Source organism: Arthrobacter sp. Sr24 (genome assembly GCF_054511175.1).
The window spans coordinates 49721-74687 of the sequence record NZ_JBTNDB010000009.1 but is presented as its reverse complement, the minus strand read 5'-3'; the positions used below and the strand labels follow the sequence as shown (position 1 = coordinate 74687).

Genomic DNA, 24967 nt, shown 5'->3' with positions numbered 1-24967 from the left:
AATTGGGCTGCTAAGAGGCGTTGAGCGCATCAGCGCCCGCAACAATCTCGGAGAGCTCCTGCGTAACTTCAGCCTGCCGGGCGTTGTTACGAAGACGCGTGTACTTCTTGATCAGATCGTTGGCGTTGTCACCTGCGGACTTCATGGCACGCTGGCGTGCCGCGAGTTCGGATGCTGCTGCCTGCAATAGTGCTGAGAAGATGCGTGACTCGATGTACCGCGGCAGCAGGGCGTCAAGGACGTCCTCGGGCTGCGGCTCGAACTCGTACAGCGGCAGTAGGTCGGTTGAGGATTCAACTTCTTCCTCAACAACTTCCAACGGCAGCAGACGAATTACTGTCGGCTCCTGAACAACCATTGACTTGAACTGGGTGTAAACGACATGAATTTCATCCACGCCACCCTCTTCGAAGTCGGTTGCGAAGTCCAACAGTAGGGCCTCGCGGAGTTGACGTGCAGTTTCAAATTCCGGTGCATCGGTGCCACCGGTCCACACCTTGGCGTAATCGCGTCCGCGGAAGTCAAAGTACGCCTGAGCCTTGCGGCCGACCAAATAGGTCGTGACGTCTTTTCCTTCTCCGTGCAGCAATTCGATAAGGTGCTCTGCCTGCTTCAAAACGCTGGCGGAGTAGGAACCGGCAAGACCACGATCGGAAGTCATGACCAACACTGCAGCCCGACGGATGGAATCCGGCTCGGTTGTCAGCGGGTGGTCGACCTCGGACTGGGACGCAACGGCAGAAACGGCACGGGTGATCGCATTGGAATACGGCAATGACGCCGAAACACGCATGCGTGCCTTTCCAATGCGGGACGTAGCGATCAGTTCCATCGCCTTGAAGATCTTTTGCATCGACGTGGTCGATGAAATCTTCTGGCGGTAGACCCGGATCTGGGCTCCCATGTTTGTCCTTTCCTTATCCTTGTTTAGCTTGCCGGCCCCGTGGGACCGGCAAGCTATTCAAAGGATGGTGTCAGCGTTTCTGCTTAACGATCTTTTCCTGGTCGACATCTCCTGCGGCAAGCGCATCGAACTCTTCGTGGCCGGCGCCAACAAGCTTGTTGTCGCCCTCCCCGAAGAAGCCCTTCTTGAAGTCAACGATGTTGGACTTGAGGGCCTCAACTGTCGAATCCTCGAGCAAGTTGGTTTCAGCCAACGTGGTCAGGACCGAGGTGCGCATACGCAGGTGGTCAAGGAATTCCGTCTCAAAGCGGCGTACGTCTTCTACAGGGACATCGTCCAGGTAGCCGTTGGTGCCAGCCCAGATTGAAACAACCTGGTTCTCGACCGGGAACGGAGCGTACTGACCCTGCTTGAGCAGTTCCATCAGGCGCGCTCCACGAGTCAGCTGCTGCTTGGAAGCGGCATCCAAATCGGAGGCGAACATGGCGAATGCCTGCATGTCGCGGTACTGAGCCAATTCCAGCTTCAACGTACCGGAGACCTTCTTCATGGCCTTGACCTGTGCTGAACCACCAACACGGGAAACAGAGACACCCACGTCAACAGCGGGGCGCTGGTTGGCGTTGAAGAGGTCCGACTGGAGGAAGATCTGACCATCTGTGATGGAAATAACGTTGGTCGGAATGTACGCCGATACGTCATTTGCCTTGGTTTCAATGATCGGCAAGCCGGTCATTGAACCTGCGCCGAGCTCGTCAGAGAGCTTTGCACAACGTTCCAGCAAACGGGAGTGTAGGTAGAACACGTCACCGGGGTATGCCTCGCGGCCCGGCGGGCGACGCAGCAACAGTGAAACGGCGCGGTAAGCCTCAGCCTGCTTGGAGAGATCATCAAAGACGATCAGAACGTGCTTGCCGCCGTACATCCAGTGCTGGCCAATGGCCGAACCGGTGTAAGGAGCCAAGTACTTGAAACCAGCCGGGTCAGATGCCGGGGAGGCAATGATGGTGGTGTATTCCAAAGCATCGTTATCTGCCAGAGTCTGGCGGACTGCTGCAATGGTGGATGCCTTCTGGCCGATTGCTACGTAAATGCAGCGAACCTGCTTCTTGACATCCTTGGAAGCCCAGTTGGCCTTCTGGTTGATGATGGTGTCAACGGCAAGAGCCGTCTTACCCGTCTGACGGTCACCAATGATCAGCTGACGCTGGCCACGGCCGATCGGGATCATGGCGTCAATAGCCTTCATACCGGTCTGCATCGGTTCGTGAACCGACTTGCGCTCGGTAACGCCAGGAGCCTGAAGCTCCAAGGCACGGCGGCCTTCGGGTTCGATCTCGCCTAGGTCATCCATAGGCTGACCCAAGGGGTCAACCACGCGGCCCAAGAAGTTATCGCCCACCGGTACGGAGAGGATCTCTCCGGTGCGGTGAACCTGCTGGCCCTCGGCAATACCAGCGAAGTCGCCAAGGACAACCACACCGATCTCGCGAGTGTCCAAGTTCTGGGCCAAGCCCAGTGTGCCGTCTTCGAATCGAAGAAGCTCGTTGGCCATGACAGAAGGAAGTCCCTCTACCTTGGCAATGCCGTCACTTGCGGTGGTGACGCGGCCAACCTCGACGCGCTCTGCGTTGCCCGGTTCATAGGACGCTGCGAACTCATTCAAGGCATTACGGACGTCGTCGGCATTGATGGTCAAGTCGGCCATCTGCAGTCCCTGCTCTCCTAAGTTGTGGTTGCCACCCTAAGAAAAGGTGTGGGTGGCTACCTAAATGTTTGATTCAGTCAGTTGTGGACTGGCTGTTGCAAGAAACCTTAAGAGGTTTCCTAAACTGCCAACCGGCGGCGAAGATCAGAAAGTCGAGTCGCTGCGGTTGCGTCAACAACCTCAGCCCCCACAACAACCTTGATCCCGCCGACTAATGTCGGGTCGATATTGACATTGATCTTCAAGTTACGACCATAGAGATTGTTCAAGCCGGCCTGCAGACGTGAGATCTGCTCTGCGCTCAGGTCACGGGTGACGCTGACGTAGGCAATCCAACGCTGCTGGCGTTTGGCAACCAATTCCACGAACCGTTGCACCAGAGCCGTGGGCTTGAGCCCGCGGGGGGCGGTTACGGCCTGGCGGATCAACAGCGCGGCGACGTCACTGGACTGCGGAAGAACCTTTTGCGCCAAGGCGCTCTTGGCTGATGCCGAAGCCTGTGCATCGTCAAATGCGCGCTGCAGATCATGACTGGACCCAACAACTCGGATAAACGTGAAGAGTTCCTCTTCCAGTGCATCCAGGTTGGCAGAGCCGTCACCTTGACCTTCAGCAACGGCGATCGCCGATGTTGCTGCCAAGACTTCCAGTGCATCGCCCAGGTCACGAGCCGAGCCCCAGCGAGCGGCAACCAGCTCTAGAAACACGTTCTGTGCTTCTGCGCTGACCTTCCCTGCAATGAGCTTGGTGGCCAGTGCCGTCTTGTCCGCACCCTCACGGGTGGGATCGGTCAAGGCGCGGCGCAGGCCGGCGTTGCTGTCCAGAAGCCCCAAAATTGCGAAGAGATCCTGAGCCAATGCGCTAGACGCACTGGCAAGCTTGGGTTCCAGAGACTCAAGAGCCTCTGCCAATGACTTGCTCGATACACCTGCCATTACTTGGTTACACCCGCGTTCGACTGGTTTTCCAGATCTGCCAGGAAACGCTCAACAACACGGTTGGAACGCGCATCATCATCGAGGGCTTCGCCAACGATTTTGCCTGCCAGCTGTGTAGCCAAAGTGCCAACCTCGTTGCGGAGGGAGTTCACTGCAGCAACACGCTCAGCTTCAATCTGAACCTGCGCCTGGGCAGTGATGCGTGCAGATTCCTCTGCAGCCTTAGCCTTCAGGTCTGCCAGGATCTGGGCGCCTTCTGTACGGGCGGTCTCACGAATGCCATTGGCTTCCGTGCGAGCGTCCATCAGCTGGGCCTTGTACTGCTCCAAGAGGGCGTTAGCTTCGGCCTGAGCCTCTTCTGCCTTCTCGATCCCACCTTCGATGGCCTCTACACGATCCGTGTAGGACTTCTCGAAGATTGGTGCGATGTATTTCTTCACCACAAAGAGCAGGACAGCGAAAGCTACAGCTGTGACTAGAACTTCCCACCAGTTAGGTAGGAGCGGGTTAGCACCCTCAGCAGCGAGGATTACTTCTGCGGTAATCATTTCTCACTAATCCTTAATCTGATATTCGTCCATGAACATTTGTGCCCCGAGGATTCGGGACAAGAAGTTCTTGAACTAGACGCCAACGACGAAGGCGAATACCAGGCCAAGGATAGCCAGTGCTTCTGCAAGGGCGAAGCCAAGCAGGGCGATGGGCTGCAGGATGCGCTGAGCTTCCGGCTGGCGGGCCACACCGTTGATGTAAGCGGCGAAGATCATGCCCACACCGATAGCCGAGCCGATAGCGGCCAGGCCGTAGCCAATCATGTTGAGCGAGCCGTGGAGTTCCATTTCGTTCCTTTCAAGATACCGGCGTTGTGCCGGCAGGTTGTGAGGTGATTCTGTATTCGAGAAAAACTAGGGGGGTGTTGCGAAGATGCCGTTAGTGTGCGTCGGCTTCTAGGCTGCCCTGGATGTAGATCGCGGTCAGCAGGGTGAAAACAAATGCCTGCAAGACCATGATCAGCAATTCCAGGAAGTACATGGCCACGGATCCGGCAATGACTGCCACACCCGTCGCGTTAAGGAGGATGCTGTCTTGAACAACAATCAGGTACTGGGCACCGCTTCCTGCCAAAACCACAATCATGTGGCCGGCCAGCATAGTCGCCATCAAACGCAGCGAGTGCGTCAAGGGGCGAACAATGAAGTTGGAGATGATTTCCAGCGGCACCAGCAGCGGCAAGATCCAGCCGGGAACACCGGTAGGAACAACAGCCAACTTGAAGTAACGGATGCCATGCTTCTGCACGCCAACAGCAATCCACGTGAAGTAGATGATCAAGGCGATAGCGTATGCACTGCCTGCGTGTGAGAACGAAGGCAACTGAAGGAACGGAATCGCCCCAAAGATGTTGTTCAGCAGCACAAACAAGAACACTGAGAAGAGCAGCGGAATCCACGGGCGGAAGTTCTTCTCACCCATGATGTCGCGGCCAACAGTGTTGCGCGCGAAGCTGTAGAAGCCTTCGGCGAAGAACTGTACTCGGCCCGGAACCAATTTCGGGTTTCGGATCGCAACTTTAAAGAACACGGTGATCAGGACTACCGACAAGATGACCATGATCATCTGCTTGCCAAGCCCTGTGCCGTAGTCGCTCATCCAGGGAAGGAGGTCGGGGAGGTGGGTGTCACTAATTGTCGGTGGAACGAAGCCACCGTCATTCGAGGCCATCGGAAGCGCAAACGCGGTCAACGCGCTGTCCTCTCTGCAGTTTCGGTCAAAGGGCAAATATGGTGGCCCATCAAGAGATGGTCAGCACCGTAGGAAAGTCTGATGGTGGGACTCATTGCTTTGTGCCATTATCAGGGCGGCCATGCCTTTGATAATGCCGGGCCAGAAAGTACCCACATGCGGCTCCGATAGGAAGCGCCGCAAACACAATCCAAGCAGTATTCAATAAAAAGTCCAGTCCCCACCCTATCAAACCCCAGAGCAGGATTCCGCCAATAATGTAGGTGAAGTCCAGCTTTCCGGCATTCGACTTCGGTGGGATTACCACGTGGTCAGGCTTACCGGCGTCGGGCAACTTCTTAGTCATGGGAAGGATCCTTTGTTTCGCTGCCACTGGAGGCTCCCCCAATGGGGGATGGAGCCACGGCCGATTCGTCAAAGACTAGGAAGCGCTGCTTGCTGAAGATGACAACTTCGCACGCCTGCCAGGCAAGAACAGCCACCACGGCAGCTCCGGCGAACCATGATTTATTCAACCAAGTGGGGGTACCGAGCGCAAACAGCACTGCAGCAAACCCCACCACCTTGACAAAATATGTCATGACAAAGGTCCCCATGACAGCTTGCGGCATGCGTTTGCCCACCAGATGGCCCACCAAAAGGCTCAAGCCAAAGAAGGTGATAACCAACAGGGAGCCAAACACGACACTGATGACACCGTCAATGTCGGTGAAGATCTGCGCCAACACCACCATGACGATCAGTGCCACACCATCTACCAGCAAACACTTTTTCAGGATGTTCCAGCTGGGGCTCGCAGTGGGACCCGAAGCCATTGGTGGCTTCGGTGCAGCGCTGTCATGGCTGTCATGCGCGCTTGCGTCCTTCATGTGAACTCCATCTAGGGGGCAAATCCCCTCTGTGCTCAGCCCGGCCACAGCACAGCCTCAAGCAGCGTGAACGGATGGGGGCATGGAAAGAGGGCGGTGAGTGTCACCAGCCACAATTCTACACGAGATAGAACTACGTTTCGACGAGCTGGGTCCTACCGCTTGGTCTAGGCATTCTCGCCTTTAGGCCTTTTGGGCCTTCTGGCCCCGGCGCCGCAGGAAACTTTGAAACAGCGTTGGGGTGCGAAGGTACGCCAGCACCACAGCGAAGCCAGCAGCGGTGGCCACCACCTGACTCACGCCGTCTCCCTCGGCCGCAACAATCCCCAAAACACTCACAACGATCGTGGCAACGCTCACCACAGCCGTCGCTTGCACATGACTCAAACCCACAATGGTCAAACGTTGGTACACGTGCTGGCGGTGCGCTGCATACCAGCGCTCACCCGCCAGCAACCGTCGCAAAAATGTCACAAAGGTATCCACCAAATAGATCAGCACAGGCGAGAAAATGTACTCCGCCGGCACTCCGGCAAGAAAGGCACACATGGCTGTGACGGCAATCGATGCACCAAGCAAGTAGCTGCCCACATCACCGAGAAACACCTTGTTGCGGCTCAGATTCCAGGGCAGGAATCCGGCGAAGGCCATGGCGATCGCGATCCCTATGTACACCAGCCAACTGTGCCCCGCCACGTGCCCGGCGTAGGCATAAAAGCCGCCCACCAGCAGTCCGTGCGTCCCGGAGATGCCATTGATGCCATCCATAAAGTTGGCAACATTGACGTATGCTGCCACCGCAATGGCACCAATCGGAATCAGCCACAGCTGCTGCTCCCCCGGGTCCAAAATGGCCACGGTTGCCGTAGCCAGCCCACCCACAGCCAGTTGCATTCCGGCGCGAAGTTTCACCGACAAGCCACGAATATCCTCAATCCAGCCAATAGCGCTAGCAGCTAGTACGACGCCGAGAATCACCACCAGCGTCAGCGCGCCTTGGCGCATGTTCCCTGACTGAGGCAAAAAGACGGCGACCAGGACAGCGGCAGGTAAGGCCACCGCCGTCGTGATTCCCATGCCACGAATGGTGGGCGCCGTGTGCGAGGAACGTGCGTTCGGCACATCCAGAACGCCGGCTTTGGCCAAGAGCGGCCTGACAAAGATCGGCAATAGCAGTGCCAGTACCAGCGCTACGGCGCCGACGGTGATGGGGGCCCACGTTTCCATTATGCTCCTGCCGCAACGTCGCCGTCGGACTCGTCAATGCTGGCACCGTTGGGGCCGGCCTCGTCGATACAACGCTGGAGCCACAGTGCCAAATCAAGATCAGCTGGGGACAGCGGCTTAGCGTACGTGTGGGAGATCTTCGGGTGGCCGTCGGGATCCTTGATCTCGTCATCGCCGGTGAGCTGCTCATGCAGTTTTTCGGAGGGGCGCAGGCCGGTGATCTTGATCTCGATCTTGCGACCTGACATGGCGATCATGCGTTCGGCTACATCGAGAATGCGGACGGGCTCGCCCATATCCAGGATCAGCACATCACCACCATGACCAATCGCGCCGGCCTGGATGACCAACTGGCATGCCTCGGGAATCGTCATGAAAAATCGGGTGATATCGGGGTGCGTGACGGTGACGGGCCCGCCCTTGTTGATTTGATCAGTGAACAGCGGCAACATGGAGCCGCGGCTGCCCAAGACGTTGCCGAACCGGACGGAGACGTAGCGTTGGCCGGTCTCCCCCGCCATCCACGAGGTGAGCTTTTCAGCGGCCCGTTTGGAGTGTCCTAGTGCCGTGGTGGGGCTTGCCGCTTTGTCGGTGGAGACGTTGACATACGTTTCCACCCCGACGCTGCGAGCGGCCTGGAGGACGTTGAGGGAACCCAAAACATTGGTTTTCCAGCCCTCTTCCGGGTACATCTGCAGCAGCGGGGCGTGCTTGAGCGCTGCGGCGTGGAAGACCACCTCCGGGCGGCGATCCGCGAAGATCTGGTTCAAGGAATCGGCGTCACGAATGTCGGCCAACACAATGTTTTTGTTGTCGAGCAGGCCGTGGCCCTCAATGGAGAGCTGCGTGTGTTGGAGCCCGGATTCGTCACGGTCCAGCATGATCAACGCGGCCGGCTCAAAGCTGAAGAGCTGGCGGCACAGTTCAGAACCAATGGATCCGCCGGCTCCGGTGACCAAAACGCGCTTGCCCTTGATGTAGCCGGCAATTTGGGACACCTCGGTTTCCACGGGGCTGCGGCCAATGAGATCGGCTACGTCAATTTCGCGGAAGTCCGTTAGCCCGCCTTGGTGGTCCTTGTTGGTATCCGCGCTGAGCATCTCCTGGAGTGGAGGCAGAATCAAGACCTTCACACCCAGCCCCGACACGCTTTCGGAGATTTCCCGAATCCGTTTGGAACTCAAATGAGCCATAGCCAAAACAACCACGGTTGACTTGGTGCGTTTGATCAACTCCGGCAGTTGCTTACCGCCACCCAAAACGCTCACTGAGCTCAGCCGCAGATGCTTCTTGGTGGAGTCATCATCCACCAAACCCACAGGGACGTAAGGCGATTCCGGGTCCTGGACCATGCGGGTCACCAGCGAGTTCCCCAGGAACCCGGCACCATAAATGAGGGTTTTTTGAGCTTCTTCTCCGAAAATCGGTTTGCCCTCAACATAGAGCCGTTTGGCGTAACGGATCGCAGCCATGGCCAGTGCCGCGAAGGGGAAGGCAATGACCGACACCGAACGGGCCACATGCAGCTCACTGATGAAGATTGAGAGAACAATACTGGTCACCACACAGACGATCAGCGTAACGGCCACGAGCACTCTCGCCTCGTGGATGCTGCCAAAGCTGTAACGGCCGCGGTATAGCGCCATGTACCAGCCGGCGATCAGCTGCGTTGCAACGGCAACGGCAATCAAAATGCTCAGACCGGTGAAGTTGATGAGGCGAATATCCAGCTCGTAGCGCAGCAAGACGGCCAAGAAGATGGCACCGCCCCATGCCAGCGAATCCAGAATTGCTTGCGACCACAACCACAATCGCGGTTTGCGCTCACTGTCCACGTTTGGGGGCGCGGCTGCTGGGCCTGACTGAGTACTGGAGGTATTCAACGTGATTCGTATTTCCGATTTCTGCCAAAGGTCTTTGTCGGCGGGGCACTGTTGTCCACGGTGTAATGAGGTCGATGATGGCGACTGTACTAAAGTGGAAGGTACACAAGAATAGTAATCCCTTGCCGATGATTACACGCTCTTTAGCCATTTGCGGATGCCGCGCACCGCCGCAGGCTCCACCCGAGAGGACTCTCCTTGACAGACACCGTAGCCGTCGCTGCCGTCACCTTTGACCGGCCAGAAGACGTGCGAATCCTACTGGGTGCCCTCGCACAGCAAACTCACACTCCCCATGCCATTGCATTAGTCGATTCCGGCACCTCCGATGTGCGCGAGATCGCAGCTTCTGCCCCCTCCGAGGTGACCTACGTGCGGTCGCTGGCCAATCTGGGCGGGGCCGGCGGTTTCTCGCTGGCTATCTTGAATGCCATCGCCTCGGGTGCGCAGTGGGTGTGGATTATGGACGACGACGCCCACCCGGAGGACCCAGCCTGCCTGGCCACCTTGTTGGCGGCGGCCAAGGCTCGCAATCTCGATGTTGTGGTGCCCCTGATTGTGGCCCCGTCTGAGCCCACCAAGCTCTCCTTCCCGTTCCGGATCGATGGCCATCTGACCCATGATCGCTCCGTGGTGGAACCCTTGGGCTTCATTGATAACGTAGGCCAGTTCTTCAACGGTGCCTTGATCCGCACCGATGTGTTCTTCAAGGTTGGTCTCCCGGATCTGCGCTTGTTCATCCGCGGTGACGAGACCGACTTCATGCTGCGTCTGCGGGCCGCCAAGGTGAAGTTTGGCACTGTCACCTCTGTGGCACTGACCCACCCGGTCGGCTGGGGCGAGGTTCAGGAAGTGCTGGGCGACCGCCTTCACGTTCTGGTCCCAGAAACACCATTCAAGCGTTTTTACTACTACCGCAACCGCGGTTTTTTGACCCGCAAGCACCGCCGTGTGCGCTCACTGGTGGCCGACGCCGTGGGTTACCCGCTGTTCTTCCTCAAAAAGGGTGATCTCAAGGGCCTCGCCCAGTGGGCAAGCACCTATTCGGCGGGTCTGCGAGGCGCTAAATTCGGCCCCATGAAGGACCAAAAATTTTGAGCCTGGGCCGTCACGAACAGTTCTTCATCGTCATCACCACCTTCAACCGTGCTGACTACCTTGAAGGGCTTTTAGACTCCGTTGCGGCGCTTGATCCCGCTCCCGACGGCGTGATTGTGGTCAACAATGCCAGCACCGACACCACCGTTTCGGTCATCGAGTCTGCCGCGACACGCTTCGCCGCACTGCCCACGCCCATTGCGGTCATCCATCACCAGCTGGCCGAAAACTCTGGTGGAGCTGGTGGCTTTTCTGCAGGTGTTGAGCGGGCTTTGGCGCAGGGTGCGCAGTGGATGTGGCTCATGGACGACGACGTCATGTGCGTCCCCGATGCCATCGGCGCCTTTGCCCCGTGGATGGAAAAATACGACGCCATCATTGGTCGCCGCTACGATGCCGAAGGCAAGCCGTTCTTCTGGCAAAACAACTTCAACACTTTTCTTGGCTTCCCGCTGCCTGTCCGTGGCAACGTCTTTTCCTCCGCCAACGAGTTTGCCACCAATGTTGGCTGCTTTGAAGGCATGCTAGTCCATGCTGACGCGGCCCGTGAGGCCGGACTGCCAGACCCGAGGTTCTTCTTGAATTGGGATGACACCGTCTATGGCTGGCTGATTTCCCTGCACCGTCCTGTCAGGTACGTCAACGAATTTGTGCTCCATAAGGTCCGGTCGCAGCGAAGCATTGATCTGCGCATCAGGCACCTGAACGATTCTTCGGACCTGAGCCGCTTCTATGTCATGCGCAACCGTGGCTTAGTGGGCCAGTATCTGCGTGTGCATGGGCGTTTCAACCGGGTGGGTTTTGCGCTGGGCACGGCATTGACAGCGTCCAAAGAACTCCTGCGACTAGTAGGTGTTGAGAAGACTCTGCGTGGCAGCAGCCGGCTGCTGGCAGGCTGGCGTGAATCACGTGAAATTCTTGCCGCTACCGACTTCACCCCCATGCCCCCTGTGGAAGGTCCGCACTAACTATGTCTACTGACTCACGTGATCTACGCTGGCTGGTGCTCGGCGCATCAGGATTTGTTGGCAGTGCCATTGAACAAGAACTCCGGCAGCGGGGGGCCTCTGTTACTGCAATGCCAGCTCCTCGGCTGCGAAGTGCCGTGGTCTCGGCCCAGGCTGGCGGGTCCGCCCTGGCTGCCCAGGCTGCCCAGCAGATCGTAGCCGAGGCGCTCACTCCCGTCGATGGCTCCGCCATCACCACACACCGCGAAGATCTCGCAGCTGCGTTTTCCGGTTTTGATGTTGTGGTCAATGCTGCTGGCTTGGCCACACCAGGCGAGGGAGAATCGCCCGAGCTCACCGGCGCTAATGCACTCTTACCGGCTGTCGTGGCTTTGGCAGCCAAGGATGCCGGTGTGAGCCGAGTTGTCCATCTCAGCAGCGCCTCCGTCCAGGGACATCGCCGCGTGATCGACGAGAGTGGCAATCGGGCACCCTTTTCCGCCTACTCACGGTCAAAGGCTTTGGGTGAGGAAGCTCTTGAGCTGGTAGCTGCTCAGTGCGCGCCACTATCCTTAGTCACCATCCGGGCTACCTCGGTGCAAGGTGCCAGCCGCCCCACCACCCGGTCATTGATCAAGGTGGCTGGCTCCCCCATCGCCTCCGTGGCCGCTTCTGGCGACTTCCCCACCCCTGTCAGCTCCATCGACGCCCTCGCATGGTTCGTTGTTGAGACAGGCCAGTTTGCAGGCGACGTTCCGGCCGTGGTCTTGCAACCGTGGGAGGGCTTATCAGTCAGCGGCGTCTTAGCTGCTGCCGGTGGTCGCCCGCCGCGCCGTCTGCCCCAGTTCCTCTGCAAGGTTGTTCTTGCCACCGGCTATTTCACATCGCGCCTAGTCGGCGAACGATTCCATGGTTCCCTTCGCCGCGTGGAGTTGATGTGGTTTGGCCAAGAGCAAACACCTGGCTGGGCCGAGTCTGTAGGACTCCTCCCCGTACCCTCCGTAGCCACTGTGCTGAAGAACGCACGCCTGCAGAAATAGCGTCGGTGCTTGATCTTGCAGCATGGAAAGGCCCCAAACTCGCGTTTGGGGCCTTTCCTATAAGAAGCAATTCAGAAAAGTAGAAGAAGTCAATGGCTTGGACTTGCACCAACTTGGACTTGCACTAACTTGAACTCGAACTAAGAAGTCGCGGCGTCTGGCTTCTCTAGGTTGTTCGTGTCTGGGTCAGAGATGGTCTCGTTGGCTTCAGCTGCTGATTCCCCGTTGACCACATCAATGGCCAGCTCTTCATCGGCAGCGTCACTAACGGGCTCTTCAACGTCGACCACGACTTCAGTGCCAGCCTCGCCAAGATCCTTCTCCGAATCCTTGCTGAGATTCACTGGCGCCCACATTGCCGGTTCGACGTCGGGGCCCAGTGCGCTGGGGATCATCTGCTGAATCTCGGCCAGGCTGATGGCACCTTCACGCACCACGCGCAGCCGCAGGCCCGTGGCATCAACAATGGTTGACGGGTTGGCGTCTTTGCCGTCCAATGGACGGAAGCCGCCCTCTAAGTACACCTCGACGGACTCTGCGAGTTGAGACCTGGCTTCGGAACCGGTCTGCGCCGCTGCTTGGCCCGTGCGGTTAGCACTTGATACGGCCAAGGGACCCGTGATGGTGAGCAGGTCCAAGGCCAGTTGTTCATCCGGAACCCGAAGCGCAACGGTTCCCTTCGTTTCGCCCAGATCCCACGTCAGGGTGGGCTGGGCATGGAAGATCAGCGTGAGCGGACCGGGCCAGTACTTCTCAGCCAGCTTGCGAGCATCATCCGGGATGTCCGTGGCCAAACCCTCCATGGTCCCGATGCGTGGAATCAACACGGGCGGGGGCATGTTACGGCCGCGGCCCTTGGCAGCCAGAAGCGTGGCCACCGCTTGCGGGGAAAACGCGTCAGCGGCTACCCCGTAGACAGTGTCCGTAGGCATGACGATTATCTGCTTGGCAGCAATGGCCTTCTGCGCATGGGCAAGGCCCTCGGCGCGCTGTAGCTCATTGGTGCAGTTATAGGAAGTGGTACTCACAAGACCATTCTTTCATCACAGCGCCCACTTACGTGGAACGCATCCCGTCAATCACGAAGTTTCGGCGCATCACGCTAGCGCCGCAAACCGCTGGTAGCCCTGTCCCGTCCGGTCAGGTCTAGGTGTGTTCGGACGTTGTCCCAATGTCCGCTGTTGTTGAACAGAGCAGCCATTTGGGGCGCCTGAACTTCAGCATGCTCCATGACGAAGAACCCTCCGCGGCGCAGTAGTCGTGCAGCCGTGGCCTCTGCAGCGGTGGGCATCTCCATACCGTCGGCTCCCCCGCCGTACAGTGCCATGTGAGGGTCATGCAGCCGTACTTCCAAGTCTCGCGGTATGGCGTCAGCCGGAATGTACGGCGGATTCGAGACCACCACATCCACTATTCCATTGAGCTCCGCAAAGGCATCGCGCATATCCCCCTGCACCAGGTTAACGCCTGTTCCGGCTAGATTCTTTGCAGCCCAAGGGAAGGCGTCGTCACTGAGTTCGACGGCATAGACCGTACTGCCGGTAACCTCGGTGGCCATTGAGCCGGCGATGGCGCCCGATCCTGTGCCTAGGTCCACGGCAATTAACTCCGCAGTATCCCCACGTTCTTGGCGCAGCTGAGTTAATACGTCAATACCCAGCTGGACCACCGTTTCAGTTTCGGGTCGCGGAACAAAGACTCCCGGTCCAACCGACAATTCCAGGTGCCGAAAATAGGCCACGCCGGTGATATGCTGCAATGGTTCGCGCGCGGCTCGCCTAGCTATGAGATCATCATAGCCACATGGTGCCACAGCTGTGCCAAATAACATGGCCGCCACCTCTCCTCGGCTTACACCGAGGAGGTGAGCGGCCAAAAGCTGGGCATCCACAGCAGGAGTTGGCACACCAGCAGCCGCAAGAATCGCCGTCGCACTGTGCACAGCGTCAGCTAGAGTCAGTGCAACCGCTGAGTCTGACTCTGAGGAGATAGATGCGCTGTTGGCGTCAGTCGCCAATGGCGTCCAATCGTGCTTGCTCATCCATTTGAATGGCTGACTGCACCACAGGCTCCAAGTCGCCGTTCATGACGGCATCAAGGTTATAAGCCTTGTAGCCGGTACGGTGATCGGCGATGCGGTTCTCCGGGTAGTTATAGGTACGGATTCGTTCCGACCGGTCCATGGTACGGATCTGCGACTTGCGAACGGCCGAGTTCTCGGCATCAACAATGGCCTGCTGGTGCGCCAAAATACGGGCACGGAGCACACGCATACCGGCTTCACGGTTCTGCAGCTGCGACTTCTCATTCTGCATCGCCACCACAATTCCGGTGGGAAGGTGAGTAATGCGAACCGCGGAGTCAGTGGTGTTCACGGACTGACCGCCCGGGCCGGAGGAACGGTAAACATCGATCTTGAGATCGTTTTGGTTGATGTCCACTTCTTCGGGCTCATCCACTTCGGGGAGCACCAAAACACCGGCGGCCGAGGTGTGAATTCGTCCCTGAGATTCCGTAGCCGGCACACGCTGCACACGGTGCACGCCGCCTTCAAACTTCAGACGCGCAAACACGCCTTCTGCGGGATCATTGGAGCGGCCCTTGACGGCAATGGAAATATCCTTGTAGCCACCCAGATCAGACTCTGTTGCGGAGATAATTTCCGTCTTCCACCCTCGCTGGTCGGCGTAACGGGTGTACATGCGCACCAGATCGGCGGCGAACAAGGCTGCTTCGTCTCCACCTTCACCGGCCTTGACTTCCAAGATGACGTCGCGGGCATCGTCGGGATCACGCGGAATCAACAAACGGCGCAACTTCTCCTGAGCTGCAGCCAGTTGTGCTTCCAAAACGGGAACCTCAGCGGCAAACTCGGCGTCCTCAGCTGCCATCTCACGGGCAGCTTCTAGATCGTCACCGATCGATTCGACTTGGTGGTGTCCTGCAACCACGTTGCTCAATTCGGCATACCGGCGGCCCAGCTTGCGTGCCAATGCCTGGTCGGCGTGCACTTCAGGCTCACTCAAACGCATCTGCAGCTCGGCGTGCTCATCAAGCAAACCGTGGATGGATTCAAACATTTCAAAAACCTCTCTCGACGTGAGTCAAGTCTAATAACTAAAGTCTTTCCAACAGGCAGGGCAGTAACTTCCAGCGCATTGGCGTCAGGTGCTTCAACGCCAAGAGGCGGGCCCGCACAATGATGTACGGCCCCGCCTCTTATGCATAGCTACTTGTCTTGTTCTGCCTTGGAACCCAAAGTTGTCTTCTGGATCTGCATGAGGAACTCAACGTTGGACTGTGTTTCACGCAGCTTGGAGGTCAGCAGCTCAAGAGACTGCTGCATTTCCAAACCTGAGAGCACGCGGCGCAGACGCCACATGATCTTGACTTCCTCGGGGGAAAGCAAGTTCTCTTCGCGTCGGGTACCGGAGCCATTGACGTCAACAGCCGGGAAGATGCGCTTGTCAGCCAGCTGGCGTGAGAGGCGCAACTCCATGTTGCCGGTGCCCTTGAACTCTTCGAAGATGACCTCATCAGCCTTGGAACCGGTCTCCACCAGTGCCGTGGCCAAAATGGTCAGTGAGCCACCGTTTTCAATGTTGCGGGCTGCACCGAAGAAGCGCTTGGGCGGGTACAGGGCTGCGGAATCCACACCACCGGAGAGGATTCGGCCAGAAGACGGTGCCGAGTTGTTGTAAGCACGGCCCAAACGGGTCATGGAATCCAACAGCACAACCACATCCATACCCATTTCCACCAGACGCTTGGCGCGCTCGATGGAGAGTTCGGCTACCTGTGTGTGGTCGTCGGCGGGACGGTCGAAGGTAGAGGCAATGACCTCACCCTTAACCGTGCGCTGCATGTCGGTTACTTCTTCGGGGCGTTCGTCAACCAACACCATCATGAGGTGAACTTCAGGGTTATTGATGGTGATCGCGTTGGCGATCGACTGCAGGATCAGCGTCTTACCAGCCTTGGGCGGGGACACGATCAGGCCACGCTGGCCCTTACCGATCGGGGCCACCAGGTCGATAACACGGGGTCCGATCTTCTTGGAGTCAGTCTCCAGACGCAGACGCTCCGACGGGTACAGCGGAACCAGCTTGGCGAACTCAACACGGCTCTTGAGCTCATCCGGGTTCTTGCCGTTCACGCTCGTGACACGCACCAAGGCATTGAACTTCTGACGCGCGCTCTGAGCGTTGCTGCGGTCTTCGCCTTCGCGAGGTGCGCGGATGGCACCTACGACGGCGTCGCCCTTACGCAGGTTATACTTCTTGACCTGCGACAAGGAGACATAGACATCATTGGAACCGGGGAGGTAGCCGGAGGTACGCACAAATGCGTAGTTTTCCAAGATGTCCAAGATACCAGCTACGGGCAGCAGGACATCGTCCTCGGTCAGCTCGGTGTCATCAAAGTCCGGACCCTGAGTGCGGCCGCGGCGGCGTTCGTTGCGGTCGCGGAAACGGTCGTTGCGATCATTGCGGCTATTGCTGTTGTTGCTGTTGCTGTTGCCGCTGCGATCGTTACGGTCGTTGCGATCGTTGCGATCGTTGCGATCGTTGCGATCGTTTGAATCGTTGGAGTTACGGTCCCGGCGGTTACGACGGTTGCGGTTGTTACGCGACCCGTCTTCGTCATCGCTAGAGTTGTTATTGCTGTTGCTGCTGCTGTTGCTGCTGGAATCGGTGTTGCTCGTGGCGGCGTTGCGGTCACTGCTGTTGCGGTCACTGCTGTTGCGCTGGTTGCGCTGGTTGCTATTGCGCTGGTTGCGGCCGTTACGGTCACCGTTCTCGGTGTTCTCGCCCTGGCTGGCTTCGCCATCAGAGGTCTCGGCAGTTTCAGGAGCCACGATTTCAGCAACTCCAGCGGCATCGCTAGGTGCATCCTGCTGGCGTGAACCACCCTGTGAACGGCGGTTGCGGGTACGGGACTGGCGGCGGTTATCGCCGTCGTTCTCGTTGCTCTCCTGAGTGGACGCTCCGGCAGAATCGTTCGATGTGGCTTCAACAGCGGTCGCCTCGGCGGTGACTACCCCGGAGTTCGAGGCCGAATCCGTGGTGATAATGCCGTCGCTGCTGGCAGCACGGCGGGTGCGGCCACGTCCGCGGGCGGGCCGCTCGGGAGCCTCACTCGCAGCTGCGGTCTCGCGGGAGCTGCTATCGCTAGCGGCAGGAGTCTCGGTTGCGGCAGGCGCTGCGGCGGCGGCTGTCTTACTGTCAGCGGCAGCCTTGGCTGAGGAGCCGCGGCGGCTTGAGCGTGTGGCTGTCCCGCTCTTTTCTGCAGCACCATTGGCAGCAGATGTTGTCTCGGACGCTGCGCCAGTGTTGGCGTTGGAGCGAGCCGGCCGGTCAGCCACGGAAGAACCGCGCTGATGAGCTGAAATGGCTTCAACAAGATCGCCCTTGCGCATCCGGGAACCACCGGTGATGCCCAGCTGTCCAGCCAAGACCTGCAGCTGGGCGAGCTTCAACCCAGCAAGACCTGCGGACTTTGCAGGTGCGCTAGTGATGTTTGATTCAGCAGACTTGGGAGCAGCGGCTGAAGTTGCGGTTTCGGTCACGAAGGATCCTTCCCCCTCGATGGCGGGCCCAATTATTGGGGCCGCGATGATTAGTGTCGAGCTCCCCAGTTGTTGCCGCACTGGCTAACAATGGGACATACCCGAGGTTCCATTCCCATCGCCGAAAAATACGGCTTAATGAAAGGAAATGGTGTGATTCACCTTTTGAATCGGGTCTCAAATGGAGCGATCCCAGAACCAAACCGGCGGCTGCCATGCGTTGATCCAGCGGTAACTGCACACGAAAGGTGCAGGCTGCAAAGGCGGCATCATGGGTCAAATAAACACTATTTGTTTCCGTACTGACCAAATAACAGCCAAAAGGAAGAGTGTCTACGAACTACGGATGCATCTTTACTTTAGCACCCTCAAGGTCCACTTCGAGCCGCAAAACTCGCCAAGACACGGCGTTTGAAGCGGAATTTTCATCACCCTTAGACAAATCTGTGATTCGGCCCACGATTACCTCGGCTTCGGCACCACCATTGGCAAGCACCATGACCGTGGGGCCTGCACCAGAAATGAAGGCTGCGTGCCCGTCACGGCGCAAAAGATCAACCAACGCCGCACTGGCAGGCATGGCCTCGGCGCGGTAATCCTGGTGCAGGTAATCGCGGGTTCCAGGTAGCAACAGTGACGGATCGTTGGTGAGCGCGTGCATGAGCAACGCCGCCCGGCCCGAGTTGGCGGCAGCGTCAGCGTGCGGAACAGTGGCCGGCAGCATGCCACGGGCCCGTTCGGTTTTGAGCTCAACGTCCGGAATGGCCACCACAGGAACTACCATGTTCGACGGCGTGAGCCTGGCGCTGGAGTAATCCGCACCGTCCTGCCACGAAACGGCCACCGCACCAAAGATGGCGGGCGCTACGTTATCCGGGTGGCCTTCAAGTTCGGAGGCGAGCTGCAAAACCCAAGCTCGATCCTGCTGATCCTCCGGTGCCACCAGCGCATTGGCGGCCATGATGGCAGCCACGATCGCCGATGCCGAGGATCCCAGGCCACGGCCGTGCGGGAGCACATTGTTAGCAGTGACCCGAACTCCCCCACGGCTGTAGCCCAGACGTGCCCAAGCAATATCGAGGGTCTTTACCACCAGGTGGCTGGCGTCCCGAGGAAGCTCATCCACTCCTTCCCCACTCAGCTCAAATTCCAGCTCCGGGCCATCCAACGTAGTGATGGTCAGAGTGTCATAGAGCGAAACCGCCAGACCTAGCGAGTCAAAGCCAGGCCCAAGATTGGCGCTAGTGCCGGGCACCCGCACCGTGGCGGTGGTCCTTGAAAGCGGAGTCTTTAAAAGCGGCGCCTGAGGTAGCGGGGATGTGGTGCTTGAACCTGTCATGGTGGACCCTGTCATGATGGTGTGCTGCTAGGCCGTCAGGCCGAGTGCGTCGGCAACGGTAACCACGTCAAATGCCACAGACTGAGGCTGTGCGGCGCTACCGTCGGCGTTCTTCAGAGCCCAATCGGGGTCCTTCAAACCATGACCAGTGACGGTGATGACAAAGGTCTTACCGGAGGGTACTTCTCCCGCTTCATGCTTCTTGATGAGGCCAGCAACCCCTGCTGCGGAGCCGGGCTCCACAAAGACGCCTTCCTTGGCCGAAAGCCAGCGGTGCGCGGCGAGGATTTCCTCATCCGTGACGGCTTCAATGAGTCCGCCGGACTCATCGCGTGCAGCAATAGCCATATCCCACGACGCCGGGTTACCGATACGTATAGCCGTAGCAATTGTGTCCGGTTCCAAAATGGGGTGCCCGGCAACGAACGGCGCAGCGCCGGCAGCCTGGAAGCCCCACATGATGGGAGTGTGTGTGGAGACAGCAGGCAAAGTTCCGGCTGTTGCAGATTCATACGGAGCCGCGTATTCGCGGTAACCGCGCCAGTAAGCACTGATGTTGCCAGCGTTTCCTACGGGCAGCACGTGGTAATCCGGGGCATCGCCCAGAGCATCCACCACTTCGAACGCACCGGTCTTCTGGCCCTCAATGCGGGCCGGGTTGACCGAGTTCACGAGGAAAACCGGGTAGGACTCGGCGAGCTTGCGAGCCACATCCAAGCAGTTATCGAAGTTGCCATCCACCTGCAAGATGGTAGCGCCGTGAGCCACAGCCTGGCTGAGCTTGCCCATGGAGATTTTGCCTTCCGGCACCAAGACTGCACAGGTCAGACCGGCCGCCTTGGCGTAGGCCGCTGCCGACGCGGAGGTGTTACCGGTTGAGGCACAAACAACTGCCTTGGCACCGGCTGCCACAGCCGCCGTCATGGCCATGGTCATGCCACGATCCTTGAAGGAACCGGTGGGGTTCATGCCTTCCACCTTCAGGTACACATTGGAACCCGTCAAGGCCGAGAGCTGCTGTGCGTACACCAAGGGTGTGCCGCCTTCGCCCAGGGTGATGATCTTGGTATCTGCCGTTACCGGAAGACGCTCTGCATATTCGCGGACTACTCCACGCCACTGATGAGCCATTAGACTCCCTCCACCCTCAAGACACTCGTAACTGAATTAATAATGTCAAGACCCTTGATGGCCTCAACCGTTGCCGCCAAAGCGGCCTCGCTTGCGCGGTGGGTAACAATGCGTAGCTCCGCAGTTGCCGGGCCACCATTTTCACTCTCATCGCGGTCGCGATGCACCGTCTGCCGCATGGTCTCAATGGAGACCCCGTTTTCGGCAAACAACGCAGAAATCTTGGACAAGACACCGGGCTGATCGGCGGCATCTAGGCCGATGTAGTAACGGGTGCTCACCTTATCGATGGGCAGAACCGGCAGCACCTCAATGGTGGAATCGGTGCGGCCCGGGCCGCCCAGAACCAGCCGACGTGCAGCTGAAACAACGTCACCCATAATCGCTGATGCCGTCGGGGATCCTCCTGCACCAGCTCCGTAGAACATGAGCTCACCGGCATTTTCTGCTTCAACAAAAACAGCATTGAACGCGCCACGAACAGCACCCAGAGGGTGTTCGCGGGGAATCAAGGTGGGGTGCACACGCACGCTCACACCGCCGTCGAGCTTCTGTGCGATCGCCAGCAACTTAATGACGTAGCCGGCATCCTTGGCAGCGGCAATGTCGCCCGCCGTGACGGAGGTGATGCCCTGGCAGTTCACATCTTCCAACGCAAAACGCGTGTGGAAGGCTAGGGAAGCCAAGATGGCACCCTTGGCGGCGGCGTCGTGGCCCTCAATATCGGCGGTGGGATCAGCTTCGGCATAACCCAAACGCGTAGCCTCAGCCAGCGCGTCCGCAAACTCGGCGCCCGTGGAATCCATGGCGTCCAGGATGAAGTTCGTAGTGCCGTTGACAATGCCCATGACGCGGGTGATCTTGTCCCCGGCCAGCGAATCCGTGATGGGTCGCAGGATGGGAATGGCACCGGCCACGGCAGCCTCGTAGGAGAGCTGGACACCAGCGGCGTCGGCCTTCTCGTACAGAGTAGGACCATCCACAGCCAGCAGCGCCTTGTTACCGGTGACCACGGTTGCCCCGTGCTCAATGGCTTCCAGAATCAGCGTGCGGGCGGGCTCAATGCCACCCATCAGCTCAATCACAATGTCGGCAGTGCGCACCAGGGCGGAGGCGTCAGTGGTGTAGAGCTCGCGGGGGGCATTGACCTCACGCGGAGCGTCAATGTTCCGTACCGCGATTCCCACCAGCTCCAGCCGGGCCCCTGTTCGGGCCGCCAGCGCCTCTGCGTCTTCTAGCAAAATGCGGGCAACCTGCGAGCCCACATTTCCGGCGCCAAGGAGCGCCACTTTCAGGGTCTTGATGTTGGCGGACACATTGGTGTCCACGGTATTGCGCTCTGTCAAAGGTCTCTAGGCCCCTAAATCGCGTGCCAGCAAATCGTCTTCGGTTTCTCCCCGCACAATCAAACGTGCGGTGCCGTTCTTAATAGCCACGACAGGCGGACGGGGCACGTAGTTATAGTTGCTGGCTAATGCCCAGCAGTACGCGCCCGTTCCGGGAACTGCAAGCAAATCCCCGGCCGCCACGTCATTGGGCAGATATACATCTCTAACAACAATGTCACCACTCTCGCAATGTTTGCCCACTACTCGGGACAAAGCGGGAGCCTCTTGAGAGGCGCGGCTGGCCAAAACTGCCGAATAATCAGCCTCATACAGCACCGGACGGGCGTTATCGCTCATTCCGCCATCTACCGACACATAACGACGCGGAGCCGTCACATCCTCTTGCCCATCAACTTCAACCTGCACGGTTTTCAGTGTGCCTGTCTCATACAGAGTGAAGGTGGTGCTGCCAACAATGGCACGGCCCGGCTCAATGGAAATCCGAGGAGCGCTCATGCCCAGTTCCGCGCAGGTATCACGGACGACGGCGGCCATCGCCTGTGCGACTTCAGCAGCTGGGCGCGGGGTGTCCACCGCGGTGTAGGCGATGCCGTAGCCGCCACCAAGATCCAGCTCGGGCAGCGTGATGCCGTATGTGTTCTGGATTTTATGCGTGAACGCCAACAGTTTGCGGGCAGCAATTTCAAAGCCTTCGGCTTCAAAGATTTGCGAACCAATGTGCGCGTGGAAGCCCAAGAAGTTAATGCTTTGCGCTTCTACGGCCAGCTTCGCGGCGGCCTCGGCAGCGCTCATGCCGGGAGCTTCGGGATCCTCGGCGATAAAGCTCAGGCCGAACTTTTGGTCCTCGTGAGCCGTGGCAATGGACTCGTGCGTGTGGGCGTGCACGCCGGGAGTCAGGCGCAACATGACGTTGGCTTTTTCCCCGCGGGCCGCTGCAATCTCTGCCACGCGCTTGAGCTCGTGGAGGCTGTCCACCACAATCCGGCCCAAGCCCATGTCCAGGGCGCGGTTGATTTCCGCAGCTGACTTGTTATTGCCATGCAGTCCTAAGTTTTCACCCGTGATTCCGGCACGCTTGGCCACAGCCAATTCCCCGCCGGAGCATGTGTCCAAACGCAAACCCTCGTCAGCAACCCAGCGGGCTACCTCGGTGGACAAGAAAGCCTTGCCTGCATAGTAGACGTCCACGCCGCCGCAAATGTCTTTGAAAGCTGCATCGAATGCGTCTTTAAAGGTTCGGGCGCGGGCACGGAAGTCATCCTCGCTCATAACGAACAGCGGGGTACCGAACTGCTCTTTGAGCTCGCTGACGGGGATCCCGCTGATGGTGACTTCACCACTTAGTCCACGTTCGACGTCGTGCGCCCACATGGAGGGCAGCAACTGATTGACATCCCCTGCGGCAGGCAACCACTGCGGAGCCAGCTCGGCCCCAGCAATCTGCAATTCGGTCATGTACTTACATCCGTTCCGGGGCGGAGACGCCCAGCAGTGCCAGGCCGTTGGCGAGAACCTGCCCCACGGCGTCGTTGAGCCAGAGGCGGGTGCGGTTCACGTCGGTGACGGCTTCCTCGCCCATGGGGGTGACGCGGCAAGCGTCGTACCAGCGGTGGTAGGCGCCGGCAATGACTTCCAGGTGGCGAGCCACCCGGTGCGGTTCGCGGAATCCTGCGGACTGGGACAACATGCCCGGGTACTGACCCAGAACTGCCAGCAGCTCAGACTCGGTGGCGTGGCTGAGCGCAGCGGCGTCGAACACGGTGCGCTCTACGTTGGCTGCGGCAGCATTGCGGGCCACGGCGCAGGTGCGGGCGTGGGCGTACTGGACGTAAAACACGGGGTTCTCGTTGGACTTCTTGGTCAGCACGTCCAAGTCAATGTCAATATTGGAATCGCTGGAGAACCGCGCCAGGGAGTAGCGGGCGGCGTCGGTGCCCACAGCTTCCACGAGGTCTTCCATGGTGACCACGGTGCCGGCACGCTTGGACATGCGTACGGGCTTGCCGTCTTGGACCAAGTTCACCATCTGGCCGATGAGCACCTCAACACGGTTTGCATCATCGCCCATGGCTGCCGCGGCGGCCTTAAGACGGGCAACATAGCCGTGGTGATCGGCGCCGAGCATGTAGATGCACAGATCGAAGCCGCGGTCACGTTTGTTCCTGAAGTAGGCGATATCACCGGCGATGTAGGCTGCGTTGCCATCACTCTTGATGACTACGCGGTCCTTGTCGTCGCCGTAGTCGGTGGAGTTCAGCCACCAGGCGCCGTCTTTGAGGTACATGTTGCCGGAGCCCTTGAGCTGATCAAGCAACTTCTCCACAGCACCATCTTCGAACAGCGAGTTCTCGTGGAAGTACACGTCAAAGTCCACTCCGAACTCGTGCAGGGAGGTGCGGATCGCGGCGAACATGAGCTCAACGCCCTGGGCGCGGAACTCTTCCTGCGGATCCTCTGATTCCAGGATGCCGGGGTTGTTGGTCATGACCTCTGTGGCGATGTCTACAATGTAATCTCCACCGTAACCATCTTCCGGCGCAGGCTCGCCCTTGGCGCTGGCCAGCAAGGAACGGGCAAACTTATCGATCTGGTTGCCGTGGTCGTTGAAGTAGTACTCGCGGGTTACATCGGCACCCTGTGACTGGAAGATCCGTGCCAGCGAATCGCCCACGGCGGCCCAGCGGGTACCACCCAAGTGGATGGGACCGGTGGGGTTGGCGGAGACAAACTCCAAGTTAATTTTGGTGCCGGCCATGGCTGTAGTGGTGCCGAAACTTACTCCAGCTTCCACGATGGCTTTGGCCAATTCTCCGGCGGCAGCGGCGTCAACGGTGATGTTCAAAAAACCCGGACCAGCAATATCAACCTTGGACACGCCAGGGATTTCACTTAGGCGAGTCTGCAGAATATCGGCAATTTTGCGCGGCGGGACTCCGGCCGGCTTAGCCAGCTGAAGCGCAATGTTGGTGGCCCAGTCGCCGTGCTCGCGGCTCTTGGGCCGCTCCACTCGGACTTCTGTGGGCAGCACTTCGAGCGGAACGGTGAGTTCACCGGCGTCGACAGCGTCTTTTAGGCAAGTGGTAATGGCGGCAGAAAGTTCTTCAGGAGTCACGCCTCTAAGTGTACGGTTCTCCCTGTGCCCTCCCCCAATCCGCTGCCACGATGCCCAAAATGTGGCAGTTCCCTCGGTGTTTTTCTTTCAGCCTTTCCAGGCCAAGCAAA

22 protein-coding genes are annotated in these 24967 nt (G+C 58.7%); 3 read left to right on the top strand and 19 right to left on the bottom strand.

The window, feature by feature from the left end; genetic code table 11:
• Positions 1 to 10: 10 nt before the first annotated feature.
• The 10 genes from ACX80D_RS08330 to ACX80D_RS08285 form a co-directional block, all read right to left on the bottom strand.
• On the bottom strand, positions 11 to 904 hold the full coding sequence (locus tag ACX80D_RS08330) for a F0F1 ATP synthase subunit gamma (RefSeq protein WP_459322185.1): 894 nt from the start codon (positions 902 to 904) through the stop codon (positions 11 to 13).
• Positions 905 to 974: 70 nt separating this feature from the next.
• Positions 975 to 2612: a F0F1 ATP synthase subunit alpha gene (gene atpA, locus ACX80D_RS08325; protein ID WP_459322184.1), complete on the bottom strand. Its 1638-nt coding sequence runs from the start codon at positions 2610 to 2612 to the stop codon at positions 975 to 977.
• Positions 2613 to 2731: 119 nt separating this feature from the next.
• Positions 2732 to 3547 carry a F0F1 ATP synthase subunit delta gene (locus ACX80D_RS08320; protein WP_459322183.1) on the bottom strand — a complete coding sequence of 272 codons (816 nt, stop codon included), beginning with the start codon at positions 3545 to 3547 and terminating at the stop codon, positions 2732 to 2734.
• Entirely contained in the window at positions 3547 to 4098 is a 552-nt protein-coding gene (locus tag ACX80D_RS08315) for a F0F1 ATP synthase subunit B (protein ID WP_459322182.1), read from the bottom strand. Before ACX80D_RS08315 ends, ACX80D_RS08320 begins: the two co-directional genes overlap by 1 nt.
• 75 nt (positions 4099 to 4173) lie before the next feature.
• The gene (locus ACX80D_RS08310) at positions 4174 to 4389 is read right to left on the bottom strand and encodes an ATP synthase F0 subunit C (protein WP_038463392.1); all 216 of its coding nucleotides are present in this window, start codon (positions 4387 to 4389) and stop codon (positions 4174 to 4176) included.
• Positions 4390 to 4480: 91 nt separating this feature from the next.
• Entirely contained in the window at positions 4481 to 5293 is an 813-nt protein-coding gene (gene atpB, locus ACX80D_RS08305; protein ID WP_459322181.1) for a F0F1 ATP synthase subunit A, read from the bottom strand.
• A 91-nt stretch (positions 5294 to 5384) separates the two neighbouring features.
• Positions 5385 to 5639 carry a hypothetical protein gene (locus tag ACX80D_RS08300; RefSeq protein WP_459322180.1) on the bottom strand — a complete coding sequence of 85 codons (255 nt, stop codon included), beginning with the start codon at positions 5637 to 5639 and terminating at the stop codon, positions 5385 to 5387.
• Complete coding sequence (locus ACX80D_RS08295; RefSeq protein WP_459322179.1) at positions 5632 to 6162, bottom strand: hypothetical protein; 531 nt, start codon at positions 6160 to 6162, stop codon at positions 5632 to 5634. The genes ACX80D_RS08300 and ACX80D_RS08295 overlap by 8 nt, the downstream gene beginning before the upstream one ends.
• A 183-nt stretch (positions 6163 to 6345) precedes the next feature.
• Entirely contained in the window at positions 6346 to 7389 is a 1044-nt protein-coding gene (locus tag ACX80D_RS08290) for an MraY family glycosyltransferase (RefSeq protein ID WP_459322178.1), read from the bottom strand.
• Complete coding sequence (locus ACX80D_RS08285; RefSeq protein WP_459322177.1) at positions 7389 to 9194, bottom strand: polysaccharide biosynthesis protein; 1806 nt, start codon at positions 9192 to 9194, stop codon at positions 7389 to 7391. Before ACX80D_RS08285 ends, ACX80D_RS08290 begins: the two co-directional genes overlap by 1 nt.
• 276 nt (positions 9195 to 9470) lie before the next feature.
• On the opposite strand from ACX80D_RS08285, the gene ACX80D_RS08280 reads away from it, so the two are divergent.
• The 3 genes from ACX80D_RS08280 to ACX80D_RS08270 are packed head-to-tail and all read left to right on the top strand — an operon-like array spanning position 9471 to position 12357.
• Entirely contained in the window at positions 9471 to 10370 is a 900-nt protein-coding gene (locus tag ACX80D_RS08280) for a glycosyltransferase family 2 protein (RefSeq protein ID WP_459322176.1), read from the top strand.
• A complete protein-coding gene (locus tag ACX80D_RS08275) occupies positions 10367 to 11338 on the top strand; it encodes a glycosyltransferase (RefSeq protein WP_459322175.1) in 972 nt (323 codons plus the stop codon). Before ACX80D_RS08280 ends, ACX80D_RS08275 begins: the two co-directional genes overlap by 4 nt.
• A 2-nt stretch (positions 11339 to 11340) precedes the next feature.
• The gene (locus tag ACX80D_RS08270; protein ID WP_459322174.1) at positions 11341 to 12357 is read left to right on the top strand and encodes an NAD-dependent epimerase/dehydratase family protein; all 1017 of its coding nucleotides are present in this window, start codon (positions 11341 to 11343) and stop codon (positions 12355 to 12357) included.
• Between the two features lie 140 nt (positions 12358 to 12497).
• Here the strand turns inward: ACX80D_RS08270 and ACX80D_RS08265 are convergent, their stop codons facing one another.
• The 9 genes from ACX80D_RS08265 to argS all read right to left on the bottom strand — a co-directional run bounded on the left by ACX80D_RS08265 (position 12498) and on the right by argS (position 24857).
• Positions 12498 to 13385, bottom strand: a complete 888-nt coding sequence (locus ACX80D_RS08265) for an L-threonylcarbamoyladenylate synthase (RefSeq protein ID WP_459322173.1) — start codon at positions 13383 to 13385, stop codon at positions 12498 to 12500.
• A 74-nt stretch (positions 13386 to 13459) separates the two neighbouring features.
• A complete protein-coding gene (gene prmC, locus ACX80D_RS08260; RefSeq protein WP_459322172.1) occupies positions 13460 to 14398 on the bottom strand; it encodes a peptide chain release factor N(5)-glutamine methyltransferase in 939 nt (312 codons plus the stop codon).
• Positions 14364 to 15437, bottom strand: coding sequence for a peptide chain release factor 1 (gene prfA, locus ACX80D_RS08255; RefSeq protein ID WP_459322171.1), 1074 nt, complete (start codon positions 15435 to 15437; stop codon positions 14364 to 14366). Before prfA ends, prmC begins: the two co-directional genes overlap by 35 nt.
• Before the next feature lie 149 nt (positions 15438 to 15586).
• Positions 15587 to 17926, bottom strand: a complete 2340-nt coding sequence (gene rho, locus ACX80D_RS08250) for a transcription termination factor Rho (RefSeq protein WP_459322170.1) — start codon at positions 17924 to 17926, stop codon at positions 15587 to 15589.
• Positions 17927 to 18266: 340 nt separating this feature from the next.
• Complete coding sequence (thrB, locus tag ACX80D_RS08245; protein ID WP_459322168.1) at positions 18267 to 19265, bottom strand: homoserine kinase; 999 nt, start codon at positions 19263 to 19265, stop codon at positions 18267 to 18269.
• A gap of 27 nt (positions 19266 to 19292) precedes the next feature.
• Entirely contained in the window at positions 19293 to 20396 is a 1104-nt protein-coding gene (gene thrC, locus ACX80D_RS08240) for a threonine synthase (RefSeq protein WP_459322167.1), read from the bottom strand.
• Positions 20396 to 21700 carry a homoserine dehydrogenase gene (locus ACX80D_RS08235; protein WP_459322251.1) on the bottom strand — a complete coding sequence of 435 codons (1305 nt, stop codon included), beginning with the start codon at positions 21698 to 21700 and terminating at the stop codon, positions 20396 to 20398. Before ACX80D_RS08235 ends, thrC begins: the two co-directional genes overlap by 1 nt.
• Positions 21701 to 21748: 48 nt before the next feature.
• Positions 21749 to 23200, bottom strand: a complete 1452-nt coding sequence (gene lysA, locus ACX80D_RS08230) for a diaminopimelate decarboxylase (protein WP_459322166.1) — start codon at positions 23198 to 23200, stop codon at positions 21749 to 21751.
• Between the two features lie 4 nt (positions 23201 to 23204).
• A complete protein-coding gene (gene argS, locus ACX80D_RS08225; RefSeq protein ID WP_459322165.1) occupies positions 23205 to 24857 on the bottom strand; it encodes an arginine--tRNA ligase in 1653 nt (550 codons plus the stop codon).
• Positions 24858 to 24967: the final 110 nt, after the last annotated feature.